The following is a 13,745-nucleotide window of genomic DNA, read 5'->3' on the forward strand; positions in this document are numbered from 1 at the left end:
GAGCCCACAACTACGAAAGCGGAGCGTGTAGTTATAGTGGGCTATAAGAGTGCAAGCACTTCTTCCCGCATCCCGTGTCACCGGCTTCCGTTCTCCTCCGTCATGGAGGGTCTTCGCTACCGTTGCATATTGGGGCGGCACCGACCAATACAAGGTCAAGTTCATTGATTAGTTTTTGCAGAACGGGGTTCTTGTCAATCATCCGCCTGAGGATTCTTTCCGCCTCTACAAGATGGCTGGTTGTACACATTATTTTACTTTCCCGTATCTGGAAGACAATCCAGTCGGCTATGTCAATATGGGCTGCTTTCTGCTCCGGTGTGGCGTTCTTTTCTATAAGGTCAGACACTATCACTTTACAGAAACTCATGCACTCGGCACGCTGCTTCCATTCGGCATAAGCATCGGCATCGGGAAAGAGGAGTACGGTTCGTCCGGCCAGCACACGGAGTTTTTCCTCTCTCATCTGACTCTTGCCTCCTGCCGCCAGCCATACATAACCGGGAAATATGGCAGAGCCGATAACTGCACTTTTCTCGGATTCCACCAAGACAGCTACCTTATCGGGATAGACATTCAGCAGGTGTTCCCCGAAGAGGCACTGGGATAGCTGCCACTCTTCCGGCAATACCCGTTGCCTTTTCAGTTTGCTGTGTATCCAGTCCACTGCCAATGCTTCTCCTCCCTTGATACGGTGTCCGTTCTCTGGATTGTACTGCATCACCTTGCCTGTATGTACCTTGTTTTCCCGGTCAATCTGCCAGAAAATGACAGCACCGTCCCGAGTAGCTCCAAGGCGGTACTCTTCCAGCAACCGCCTCAATACTTCCTTTGCCTTGCTGCCGTAATAAGAGCCAAGGAGAGAGGAAATGAAGCGGAAGAAGTTACTATGCACGCTTTGCGACCTTTCCACATACTGTGGCGATATGTAACCTGTAACCGTCTGCCGGAATGCCTGTCCGGTTTTCCTTTCTGTTTTATTCTTGTCAAAAGAAAAACTCTTGGCGGTACGACATTCAGGGCGGTCGTGGAAATACTCCTTGGGAGTATAATGATAACCGCAACTGCTTTCATGGTTGCACCTGCCTACGGACGGATGCAACGGTACACCGCTATCGTCCACATAGTAGGCGAAAGAATGTCTGTCACCGCAATTCGGGCAGGTATGCCGTGTTGCAGTCCCTTTGTATTTCTGTAACGAATAGTTTACCATACCTAATGTCAATTCTGTTGGTTGATTTTTATTGCTGCCACGTCTTGTCCCGCTGTCCCACGTCCCGTCCTTCCAAGGATTGGGACGATGGGACACTTCGGGACACTTGGGACAATCTCTGCTCTCACAGTCCTTTTGTTTTGGAATTGTCAAGTGAAAGGCAGGTGACTTGCTATTTTCATCTGTAGCCACTCTACTGACTGTCATTACTTTATATAAAATCCTTTTGGAGTTCTTTACAAAATCACCTTTGATGGTTTTCCGAAATCTGCTTGGTCGGGTATCGTCTGTCCCATGCTGTCCCACTGTCCCGGGTATGAAGACCGGGACAGTGGGACACTTTGAAACAGAACAGTAAAAACGGCTTCTGCTTGCACGGTCATTTATCCGGCAAGTGGAACCATTCCTCTTTAAACAGGTATGTGCAGGCCACTTGTTCATGCCTTGTCCTCCCCGTTTCCTTGTCCTGCAAGCAGTTCCGTCTGTCTTACTTCGTTGGCTGTCCTATCTGTCCCATTGTCCCTTTTCCCTATGGGACGGGACGGTGGGACACTCAGTTCATCTGTATGGCTGCCATTTTTGCTGCGCTGGATTATCCGGCTGACGGTTGATTTGCCGCAGTTCACTTGCGAGGCTATCTCTCGTACAGATTTTCCGGATTGGGCAAGGTGCAGAATCTGGAAGTCCCTTTGGCTTGATTCGTTGTCGCCAAGCCGTTTCAAATGTTCCTTTTCTGTAGAAAAGCCCCTGGGAACAAATTGCAGGAAAGCATCCACCTTTTCAATCTCATAGATGATCACATTGTCCGCATCATGGGAGAAGGTGCCATAACGCACCTTGAGCTGCTTCACATAGCGAAGTCCCCCGTCAAGGGCACTCTTTCCGATGGCGAATACGCTGTCAAAGAAATTGTAGAGCCGCTTGCTTCCTGCAAGGTCGTTGGATGTGATGGGGCACTCCATGGAACGCTTGGGAGTGTGTGCCAGTACAAGGATTGACAGTCCGTACCTCTTTTTGAGATTATTTAGGTGTATCATCAGCCGTCCCGCTGCATCACCTTTCTCAATAGCACAGCACAGGTAGGTAAGATTATCTACGATGAAAATCCTACATCCGGTTTGCAATGCCATCTGTTCGATGCTGCCAATAATGGCTTCCTCAAAGTTGGCATCCAACAGGGAGTTGCAGTCTATTGATACCCGGTACAGTTTGTCGGGAAAGGTATGCAGCCTGCCATGTCTGTCGGTATAGCGAAGCTGGAACTGTTTTTCAGACAGCTCAAAATCCAGATACAGGACAATGTCTGTCCGGGCGATACGGTCGGCTATCTGCACGGCAAGTATGGACTTACCAACATTGGAGTCCGCAAAGAGGCAGGACAATTCGCCCTCATACCAGAAACTCTTCCACAGTGCACGGGGTGCAGGTTGCTGTGACGCTTCAAGAATAGTTAGGTTGGCTGTCTTGATGGTCATCATGCCTACACTTTCCGGCATGCCGGTCTGCACCTGGGAAGCCCTTGCAAGGTCGCCCTGTATCAGACTGATATAATTCTTGTCCTCTTCCATAACGCTTACCAGTTACGTTGGGTGGGTTTACGGCGGTGTGAGGAGGAAATGGATTCATTCAGTTCCTCGTCGGACAATGGTACCGGATTCTTCCGGGAGGATTCCAGCCACTTGTCAAGTTCGTCCCGGTAAAGGCAATAGCGCTTGCCGGGTTTAGTGGCAGGAATACTTCCATCCGAGAGCTTCATGTAGAGCGTTCCTTTGGGTATTCCCAGGTACTCTGCCGCTTCATCTACCGACATGGGGACATGGGTGTCCACCGCCTTGGCATGGTTCACACTGTGCTGCTCGGTGAGCAGGCTTTTCAGGCTCATGACTTCGTCCAGAAGCCGAGCCACAACCTCTGGGAGGTCGTTGAAAGTCAGATTGGTTCTTTCCATATTGCGATTCGTCTCTTTTGTAAGACTTGCCGCAAAGGACTGCAATGATAGGGTCGTGAATACCTCCACGAAAAAATAATTCCCAAATAACGATGCCCAACCGTGAACGATGGGTAATGTTATTCGGGAAATGCTATTAAACAGGCTGTTAAGTAGTGTCGGCTACTTGTCGTTATTGCTCAAAGACGGGATGATTCTTACTCTTTTCGCAAGTAACCATTCGGATAATGGAAATCCGGTTTACCGTCTTCGGGTTCGTCAATGGGAATCGGGGACTTTAACGGGTCAACCTTGAAGTTCTTGATGGTCGCTATATCCGTTTCGGAAAACTCGCGTGGGAAAAGCTCTTTGACGAAACGGGCACGGTTATCCCCATTATAATATCTCTTGTACATGCAACGCTCCGCTATGTTCCATATGAAATGACGGAGCGGAATATTGGAGATGTCCTGTGTCAGCCGCCTTTTTATCGGCTTCGGCTTGTAGTTGTTCTTGTTCATCCAGTTGCTCACCTCATTGCAGACATGGTTCACTGTCTCCTCGTCTGCGATACGGGGCATGTAGAAATGTATATACTCCACTACCATGCGGATGCGTCTCTCATTTTCCTTGTCCTGCTCATCTTTATAACTTGAACGGATTTCTTCGTGACGCTTCGGGTCGATATTCAGCTCTATGGGGTGTGCATCGGAGCTTGCCTCTTCCGCTATCTGCGTTACTGGTTCTATTGTATTCTGCGGTTCTTCTTCCTGCAAGGCTACGGTTTCCGTAGTAATCTCTTTCATCTCCTTTTTGCCGAACTTGATTCTGTAGATTTCGTATGTATCGAAGATAACTGTCTGAAAAGAGAGATACAGCAGCCATCCGAGAAGGTTACTGCACACGAAGACTATCAGCCTTACAAAATTGTCCTGGTTGAAACTTGCTGCGATGATTATCGTGATAAAAAAAGAAATCATACAGATGGCTACGAAGATGAAGCCTAAAATGATATATTTGTCTTTGATGGACGGTTCCATATTCATGTCTTTGTTTCTGGTTATTACTCGATTCTGTTCTCCTTCCTTGCAAAAATAATAGTATTCTTCCGAATATTTTCCATTCCTTGCGGCTGGAGGGCTTTTTTTCATCGTTTTTCACCAAAAATCCTAAATCATATCCGGTTTTCATATTCCAGAGTTAGTATTAGCGGAATACTGGAAAAATGGAGGGTACGGTTGTCGTCTTTACGCTTGACCGTACCCTCCATCAATGAACCGGAGACTGTTTAATATGCCTTAAACCTCCTTGCGTTTCAAGGTTATCTTGTCAACAACTTCACACATCTGCTGCGCAGCCATCTTGGAATAAATCTGTGTGGTAGTTATGTTCTTATGTCCCAGACAGGCTTGGATAACAGTCATGTCCGTACCCATTTCCACATGCAGACTTCCAAATGAATGTCGGGTGCAGTGGAAGGTTATCTTCTTGGTTATGCCTGCCGCAAGGAGCCACCGTTTCAACGGTCCTTGCAGCATTTTGTCCTTGAATCCGTCAAAGATAAGTCCGTCATGCCGCTCTCCAAGCAGCCTGTAGGCTTCGTCGCTGATGGGGTTGTGTACAATCTGCTTTGTTTTCTGCATACGGGTGGTAACGAACATCTTGCCGTTGGTGTACGGCTGTATCTGCTGCCAGGTAAGTTGTTTGATGTCGCTTTTCCTCAGTCCGGTCAGGCAGCCGAAAAGGAACGCCCTTTTCAAAACTTCCTCTTCACAGGGAGTTTCGGCAAGCCGTATCAGTTCCTCCTGACTCAAATGCTCTCTCATGGTTGGGATGCTCTCTATGCGGTCTAAGAATCCGTTTGGGTTCTCCTTAATCTTCCTGTCACGGTAAGCGGTATGGAGAACGGCACGGAAAGCAGACCAGTAACCCGCAGCAGAATTGACATGCAACTTCTGTCCGGTATGAACGGATTGTGGGGCATCAAGCAGATACTCCATGAACTTGCGACACAAGTCCACATCCACTTCTTCGAAGGTGCATTTGCCGTTCACGAAACGTTCGAAGTGTTTATATACATGCTGCCACTTGGTGTTTTTCCTGTCTGCCAGTTCTTTGAAGTAGGCGAGGAAATTGCCTTTCATTTTAGCTTTGTCAAAGAAGCCGTTGTTCTCGTTGAAGATAGCTTCATAACGTCGGTTGCGCAGTATTTCCGCCTTTTTCATCATGCGTGTATTGAAATCACGCTCCTGCTGGTTGGCGGGTCTGGCGAAGATGTAAATCCCAAGGGCTTCACGGGTAATCACCTTCATGGTGGTATTGTCACGATAGCCGGGATAATAGTCCAGACATAGTGAATACTGTGTTCCGTTCTTAATCTTGCGCTTGCGCAAGGTAACTGTCTTACATTTACTCATATGGGTGATGGTTTTAATAGGTTGTACATTTTCGGGAATGTCCCGTGTTTTCAGTGCAAAGGAATAACGTGAAACAATCGTGAGTATTCTCACGACAATCATTTTGAAATAATTATCCGATGATACGGAGTGTTCACGGTTGGTTGTTCCTCTCTGCCATGACACGTTCTACATCAGAACGCAGGAGCAGGTTCTTCACACCCACCTTTATCTTTTCAATGTGCTTTGTTTTGACGATGTGGCAGATGTTGGCGGATGAAAGCCCGTAAATTTGCTGAACCTGCTCTACCGTACAATAGCGTTCATCGTTCACAAGGTCGGTTCTACGGAGTTCGTCCAAATGAGATTTGGAATAATAGGTACGTCCGTATTCTCTTTTGGTGGGTATCTTGTGGCGGTAAACGTATGCCCGGAGTGCAGAGGGCTTCATTCCAAACAGGTTTTCCGCTTCCTCCGTCAGGAGCCAGTCTGTTATCCTGCTTATATCGACAGACACACCAAAGAAGTCGTCAATATGCTTCTTGCTGTAATAGTTCTTCCCAGCTATGCGACAAATGGGGATATGGTTACGCTTTGCAGAAGTGTACAGCCATGACCGCTTTACCTTAAAAAGGGACATCACTTCCTCGCCAGAATAGAAGTCAAGCACTTCATCAGCCTTATGTTCCCTCTTTTCTTTTTTGGCAAGCAAGAAAGATGAAGTGGATTGTTTCGGTCTGGAGGTGCTGCCCGGGAGAATACGGTGATAGGGATTGCCTTCCAACATTCGCTCAATGTCAGCCTTACGGATGAATGACATGCGATTGCTGAGGCGTGAGGCTTTCAACTTACCGGTGGCTACCAGTTTGTAAATGTATTGCCGGGAACAGCCCATGAGGATGGCTGCTTTGGAAAAGGTGAGATACTCCTGGTGCTGTATCTCCATAATAGGACTGGCAATTTTGAAGAGGTTGTTCTTCTGCGCTGTTCTGGCTCGCTTGGCTTCCGTCTGGCAGGTCTCGCTGCAATACCTTTGCATCCCGCTCCGAGTTGCAAACGGCTTGCCACAAAAAATGCATTTTTTCGTTGTTTTCATACTGCTCTATCGTTTACTTGTTAGCTTCTTTATTGATATATTCATGAAGTGGTAAACGGATGTAAACGGAAGTCAACCGTTGTCGCATTTCTACACGATATGACTGTTGCTACATATCGGGGAGGAAATTGTCACTCATTGTAAATGGTTGTAAACCCTTGACAACTCACTGTACGGTATAACAAAAAATAAGCTCCGCAAATTCTCCACGTCAGAAATATGGCTCAAAAATAAGTGGAAATTTGGGAAGCATCAAAAAGCAGTCGAAAACTGTTAATTTTTAGAATATATTGAATATTAAAGATTTATGCTTAGATGTTTCTGGTTATTTTGGGTTATTATGAGGTTCTAAATACATTATAGAAACGAATCACACATAGCGCGCTATTAACCATTGAATCAATTTATTTAAAGAACATGAGAAATTTTCTACTTTTATTCCTGCTACTCATGCCCGTGATTGGCAGTTGCACCGATGACTATGATGACTCGGCTGCCTGGAAGGACATTGATGGAATCTACAAAGATCTCGATCAACTGAAAGAGAAGCTAAACAGTTTACAACTGCAAGCGAATGCGTTGAGCCAGATTGTGAAAGGAGGAGCCATCACCTCTGTCACAGAAGCTGCTAACGGTGGTTATGTCATTTCTTATAAAGGAAGTGACAATATTGAGCATAGTTTCACCATTGCTACCACTGACCAAATGATTTCCAGTCCGATTATCGGAATACAAGAAGAAGCCGGAACATATTATTGGACTACTACCACCAAAGGTCAAACGACTTTCCTGCTGGATGCCAACAAACAAAAAATACCGGTATCAGGTAGCGCCCCTCAAATACGAGTGGATGAGAATGGATATTGGATTATTAACGGCCAGCAAATTCTAGACAGCAACCAAAAGCCGATTAAAGCTGAAGGAAAAACAACTTCACTTATTACTAAAGTGGAAATGAACGATAACGGAACTGCTTCAATTACTCTAGGCAACGGAGAAACTCTATCGGTCAATACCTTTACACTATTTAATGTGGAGTTTAAAAATACAGATCAGACTGCCATTTCTCCTATTATTATAGAGGAAGGAACAAAAAACCTTACCTTAAATTATAATATCATTGGGAAAAAGGCAGCACAAGCATTGATGCTCATCACACGCAACGACGATGGATTAGAAGCCAGGTTAAATAGTAGTAATAAAACATTGGTCGTCACCTTCGCTGATGATTTCGAAGAAGGGGTAACAATGATTATGCTTTATGACACTGAAGATAACGTACTGATCAAACCGATGCGCTTCACTTTGCCTATCATTGAAAACGGAGGCATTGCTACTGCAACAGACTTCAAAGCATTTATAGATGCTGTGACCAGTGGAAGTAGTTTGCGTAAATTCAAAGATACGGAAGGAAACGTTATTCTGTTGAACGATATTGATATGAAAGATATCACGTTGACGAGCGGTGCAGGAAGTAATGTAACAAGCAATACGACCAACGCCAATACAAAAGTGGTTTATACAATCGGCGAGCAAACCTTTAACGATGTATTTGATGGTAAAGGACATTCAGTTATTAATCTGACTTTTACATATAATCTTGAAGACGGCAATATTGCCCATGGATTATTCAATGCACTCGGCAGTTCCGGTGTCATCAGGAATTTAGTGATTTCGGGTAATGCCACCATTACAGGTAAAGCTCCGCAAGGAGCTGCTATTGGCGGCTTAGTAGGCTATTGTGAGGGAAGCATACTGGCATGTACCAACCAAATAAATCTATCTTTTGAAGGAACAGACGCTGCTAATGTAGGTGTTCGAATGGGAGGTTTAGCAGGTGTATTATACGGAAATAAAATAGGCGACACAACACAAGCAAACGGTTGCAGCAACGAAGGTAACCTGACGTGCAGCAACATAGTCAACACTGCTTCCGGTGCCTATTCAGCTTTCAACCAAGGAGGTATTGCGGGATATATAGAAAATGATGAGGCTTATATCGGCTACGCAATTAACAAAGGAAATATCAGTGCACCTTCCGGGCGTGGTGGTGGAATTGCAGGAACTCTACAGGAAGGAATTATTGAAAACAGCACTAACGAAGGAGTCATTCAAGATGACGTGAATGGTGTTTTTGCTTCAACTTCCAAACGATATAATGTGAAACGCATCGGCGGACTTGCAGGAGGTATAAATACAGATAAATACCTCAAAAATTGTATTAACAACGGAAATGTCTATTCCCAAAACGGAAGTCGTGCAGGTGGATTTGTCGGACACAATGCCGGATTTGTTCAATCGTGTACAAACAATGGAATCATCTTGTCCGATGCAACTGCTGATGGAGCCAACAAACATGGTGCCGGATGGGCCTGTGGTTATAGTGGCACCAAAAACGGTACGAACTATATCACAGATTGTCATATCGGAGGTAAAGTTGGAGATTACAGTATTTACAAAAATAATCCGGAAGATACTCCGGGAGCAACTTACAGTAACGCTGTCCGTCACGGAGCTTTCTCCAAAGAAGCCAATAATTTCTCTAACCAGGATGAGGCATACTATGACTGGCAGGTGACCGAGGACCGTGAACTAGCATCAGGTATTGTGTACAAACACTACTCCTTTATCAATTTCAATCAAAATATCTATGCTATTGAAATTGACATGAACAACCCCAAAGTTACATTCGAGACAGTCATGGCAGACGAAATTTGCCCAAACCCGAATGGTAATAATAATTCAAATAATGGTAAAGTCCTCCGCGAAACCTTATCGGAGACTTGTACCAGACGAAGAGATGAAGGAAGAAACATTATTGTAGGTATAAATACCGGCTTCTTCAATTCACATGACGGCTTCCCCAGAGGAATGCATATTGAAGAAGGAGAACCGGTATTCATCAATAACCCGTATGTACGTTCTATCTTAACTAATCATGTCTGGGGATTCACCTTCTTTGACAACCGTACGGTTAGCTTCGAAAAAAGAGATTTCACAGGCAAACTGAAAGTTGGTACCAAGGAATATGAATATTATTCAGTCAATGATACTATTGTCCGTTTGAGTGGAAAACCATCATACGATGCAAACTTGTACACCTTCAGGTATGTAAAAGAGCCCCATCCCGGATTAACTAACCCGATAGGAACTAAAGCCCTATTTATCATCGGCAAGAACAACCAACCGCTAAAGGTTAACTCTGGTGATTTTGAAGCCACAATTACTAAAATCATTGACGGACGAGGCACTACAGTAGAAGCCCCATACGTAACAGATAAAAATGAATGGGTACTGCAAGTAACAGGAGACAAAGCTGACGAACTAGTTCAAAACCTAAAAACCGGTGATAAAGTACAAATCAGTGCCGAACTTAAAATAGGCAGTTCTACTAATCCAATCAAAGTACACAACTCCAGTATGTACCGCTATGTATATAATGGCGTATACTCTGCACCTCCTAAAAAAGAAGATGCAGAGACAATCAACCCGACCACCAATCTCGGTATGACACAGGATAAATCAAAGATTGTTATTTTCTGTGTAGACGGAAGGACAGATAGTGACAGAGGACTTGATTTCTACGAAGCTTACCGTGTTTGCAAAAAGTTGGGATTATATGATGTAATCCGTTTCGATGGGGGAGGCTCTACAGTAATGTGGACTTATGAGAATGGTATCGGAAAAGTAATCAATCACGTGTCGGATACGAAAGGTGAGAGAAGTTGTATGAACTATCTGCATGTCAGAGTACTCGAATAATGAATCAAACGAATGTTAATCACTGAATATATGAAAAAGTTTATAAGTATATCATTATTTATATCTGCCTGTTTTCTGGGAAGTTGCAGTTCTTACGACGACGAACGAATCTGGCAGGACCTCAACGAAATAGAAAAGACGATCGGAGATTATGAAGCTCAAGCCGAAACATTGACCAAGCAAATGACTTCACTGTCTAAAGTGATCGGGAGTTCGTTTATCACTTTAATCAGTCAGGATGCCGATGGCAACCACGTAATATCTTACAGTGACGGTGGTGGGGAAACCCACACCGTTACGATCGCTACTCAAGAAGATGCCATCAAACTTCCTATCATCACGGCCAAACAGGATACTGACAGTAAATTCTATTGGGCGCAGACGACTGATAAAGGGAAGACTTATACATTCATTCTCGACGGTGACGGAAAGAAATTTCCGATAGGCGGAACGATGCCTGACGTTAAAATAAACGAGAACGGTTATTGGAGTGTGAATGGCGCCAGCACCGGTGTATTAGCCAATGATTTAAGTAATCTGTTATTCAAATCGGCTTATATAGATGATAAAACAGGAGAAGCCGTATTTATTCTGGCAGACGGTCAGGAATTGCGTATGAGTTTACAAGAGGCACTCGGTATCCGGTTCAACAGTCCGGTTTACAATGCAGTAACAGACTATGCTACTCCGGTTAGTATTCCATATGAAATATATGGTACCCAATCGGAAAATGCATATGTAGACTTGTTTACTGCCTACAATATGGAAGTCAAAATAGATAAAGCCTCTTCCACCCTCATCGCTACCATGAAAGAAGGAGCGACTGAAGGAAATATTCTGTTGCTGGCAAGTGCAGGAAATAATACCGTATTGAAACCGATATACTTCACATACGGTACCGCAATTCTGGACGATCCACTATACCAAGGTCATGTAGGTCCTATCCAACTCAAAGGCACCCAAATGGACATAGAAATGCAGATATCTGCCAACATATTCTATCAGGTCAGTACAGAAAACGAGTGGATCACTTACAAAGGAACCCGTGCATTAATTACAACCACACATGCCTTCACCATTCTGGCTAATGAAACGGGTGACGAACGTTCCGGGAAAATAATATTCTCTAATTCGCTGTATAATATATCTTCAAGTATCGATGTGATACAAGAAGCTAAAGAAGTGGAAGCTAAAGGAGGAATCAGTACTGCTGCCGATCTAGTTAATTTTGCAAAAGCCGTAAATAACGGAACAAGTACCTCCCGCTGGCAGAATGACGCCGGAGAGATAGTATTGTTGAATGATATTGATATGTCATCCGTGACCAGTTGGACACCTATCGGTGATATAGATGCTTCCAACTATACTACGGCCGAACCCTATGTTTCCATACATCCGTTTACTGGAACTTTCAACGGACAAGGCCATGCTATCAAGAACCTGAATTGTAGTGCAGATATAACAAATGGTGGATTGGCGTATGGTTTATTCGGTTCGATAGAAAATGCGACAATCAAAAATTTAGTTTTAGGAGATGCCAGTACCACTATAACTTGGATGATGAGCGGAACAGCATCTAAATATACTGTCATAGCTCCTCTTGTCTGCTTCGCCAAAAAATCGGTAATAGAGGGCTGTACCAACTATTATAATATCGACTTCACAGCCGATAATAAATCCGGAGAATTTAACGCACTTTCCGGCCTGGTAGGTACAATTGCCAACACAACCATTGGAGGAGAATCCAAAGCACAAGGTTGTTCCAACAGAGGATTTGTCCGTACAGGACGCATCAGCAATACAGCTAATGGCGGTACAGGTATGCAGACAGCCGGAATCTGCGCCTTCATGGCTAAAGCAGAAGGAGGAAAATTGAATTACTGCACCAACTATGGCGATATCAGTTGTCCGAGCGGAAGAACGGGCGGAATTGTAGCAACACTAATGTATGGTAACATTTACAACTGTGACAACAGAGGAACCATTGAAGATGACAAAGTAGGGCAACATGAAGGCAAAGAAGCGAGTGTGACCTACAATTACAAACGTATGGGTGGAATTGTAGGAGGTACAGACGACCTGAAAACCAAACCGGAATATACAGTAGAGTCCTGCACGAATTACGGAAATGTCATGACTCACCTAAGTGTCCGCACAGGAGGCATCATCGGTCACTCTAACATACAGATTATCGGTTGCGTAAACAAAGGTGCTGTTTTGGGAGATGTATTCACCGAAGGAAATGGGACCAACAGACATGGTCCGGGCTGGTTATGTGGTTATTCTGGTGCTTCCACTGCAACCTGGACCAATTGCAAGGCTTGTGTATGTGGAGGCTATGTCGGTGATTACAGCAAGTATAAGGACGATCCTACTTCTGCACCAGATGCCACTAACCAGAATGCATTTTGTCATGCAAACCAAAATTTCGATCCTAGTATTAATTTCTAAAAGACACAAGATATGAAAAGAATATATTTTGTCTGTTCGGTGCTTTTTTCCCTCCTGCTCACCAGTTGTGGGGATTATGATGACTCTTCGATTCAGAATAAGCTCAATGATTTCAAAGAGCGAATAGCCGCCCTTCAAACCAAAGCGGATAAACTCAATGAAGATATCTCAAAACTGGGATATTTGACGGAAGGAAATGTAATTACCTCTGTTTCCCGAAACTCGGACGGGCAATATGTTATTACCTATAAAGACAACAATAATGAAGAAAAAGCAGTTGTTGTAGCAACCCAGGAAGATGTAATAGAAGCCCCTATACTCGGTGTACGCCTCAACGATGACGACCAGTTGTATTACTGGACCACCACTATTGGCAATGAGACAAACTGGCTCACAGATGATACCGAAAAAAAAGTACCCGTCTGTGGCTATACCCCCGAAATGGGGGTAAATGCCGACGGTTACTGGACAGTCAATGGTGAGATACTCAAGGATAACAAGGGGACTCCTATTACAGCTACAACCGACGAGACGGCCATTTTTAAAAATATTACCAAGACTGATGAGGGATATCTCAAAATCACATTGGGTAATGGGGAAACACTCACACTGGAAGTGTTCAGTTCTCTGAATCTCAGGTTAAAAGCAAATGCTGTTACAAAAATAACCGATCTTTCCAGTCCCCTAAAAATTGAATATGAAGTAACGGGAGCATCTGCAGAAGAAGCATTAGTCACTATTGCCCAAGCGGTGAACGTAAAAGCAACAATCGACAAAGAGACTCATACCCTTACTGTAATATTCGAAAACAATTTTGATGAAGGTCATGTGATCATCACAGCTTACGATCTTCAGCATCTTGTACTTCGTCCTCTTTTATTCAAAAAAAATTAATCCTTA

9 protein-coding genes are annotated in these 13,745 nt (G+C 44.2%); 3 read left to right on the forward strand and 6 right to left on the reverse strand.

What is annotated here, in order from left to right; translation table 11 throughout:
* Positions 1-100: 100 nt before the first annotated feature.
* From DXA54_RS15455 to DXA54_RS15480, 6 genes are all read right to left on the reverse strand, one after another.
* A complete protein-coding gene (locus DXA54_RS15455; protein WP_117892660.1) occupies positions 101-1,213 on the reverse strand; it encodes a DUF6371 domain-containing protein in 1,113 nt (370 codons plus the stop codon).
* A gap of 437 nt (positions 1,214-1,650) precedes the next feature.
* A complete protein-coding gene (locus DXA54_RS15460) occupies positions 1,651-2,781 on the reverse strand; it encodes an AAA family ATPase (RefSeq protein WP_117892648.1) in 1,131 nt (376 codons plus the stop codon).
* Positions 2,782-2,786: 5 nt separating this feature from the next.
* Positions 2,787-3,161 (reverse strand): helix-turn-helix domain-containing protein, encoded by a 375-nt coding sequence (locus DXA54_RS15465; protein WP_087395202.1) that lies wholly within the window; start codon positions 3,159-3,161, stop codon positions 2,787-2,789.
* Positions 3,162-3,358: 197 nt separating this feature from the next.
* The gene (locus DXA54_RS15470; RefSeq protein WP_120080004.1) at positions 3,359-4,180 is read right to left on the reverse strand and encodes a transposase; all 822 of its coding nucleotides are present in this window, start codon (positions 4,178-4,180) and stop codon (positions 3,359-3,361) included.
* Between the two features lie 258 nt (positions 4,181-4,438).
* On the reverse strand, positions 4,439-5,557 hold the full coding sequence (locus DXA54_RS15475) for a tyrosine-type recombinase/integrase (RefSeq protein ID WP_087395221.1): 1,119 nt from the start codon (positions 5,555-5,557) through the stop codon (positions 4,439-4,441).
* A 133-nt stretch (positions 5,558-5,690) separates the two neighbouring features.
* Complete coding sequence (locus DXA54_RS15480; protein ID WP_117892651.1) at positions 5,691-6,632, reverse strand: helix-turn-helix domain-containing protein; 942 nt, start codon at positions 6,630-6,632, stop codon at positions 5,691-5,693.
* 417 nt (positions 6,633-7,049) lie between these two features.
* On the opposite strand from DXA54_RS15480, the gene DXA54_RS15485 reads away from it, so the two are divergent.
* The 3 genes from DXA54_RS15485 to DXA54_RS15495 are packed head-to-tail and all read left to right on the forward strand — an operon-like array spanning position 7,050 to position 13,739.
* Positions 7,050-10,394 (forward strand): PL29 family lyase N-terminal domain-containing protein, encoded by a 3,345-nt coding sequence (locus DXA54_RS15485; RefSeq protein WP_120079980.1) that lies wholly within the window; start codon positions 7,050-7,052, stop codon positions 10,392-10,394.
* A 30-nt stretch (positions 10,395-10,424) separates the two neighbouring features.
* Positions 10,425-12,845 (forward strand): PL29 family lyase N-terminal domain-containing protein, encoded by a 2,421-nt coding sequence (locus DXA54_RS15490; protein ID WP_225739704.1) that lies wholly within the window; start codon positions 10,425-10,427, stop codon positions 12,843-12,845.
* A 12-nt stretch (positions 12,846-12,857) separates the two neighbouring features.
* Positions 12,858-13,739 carry a PL29 family lyase N-terminal domain-containing protein gene (locus DXA54_RS15495; protein WP_008642877.1) on the forward strand — a complete coding sequence of 294 codons (882 nt, stop codon included), beginning with the start codon at positions 12,858-12,860 and terminating at the stop codon, positions 13,737-13,739.
* Positions 13,740-13,745: the final 6 nt, after the last annotated feature.

Origin of the sequence: Bacteroides sp. OF03-11BH (assembly GCF_003604005.1) — a bacterium.
Classification (GTDB): domain Bacteria; phylum Bacteroidota; class Bacteroidia; order Bacteroidales; family Bacteroidaceae; genus Bacteroides; species Bacteroides ovatus.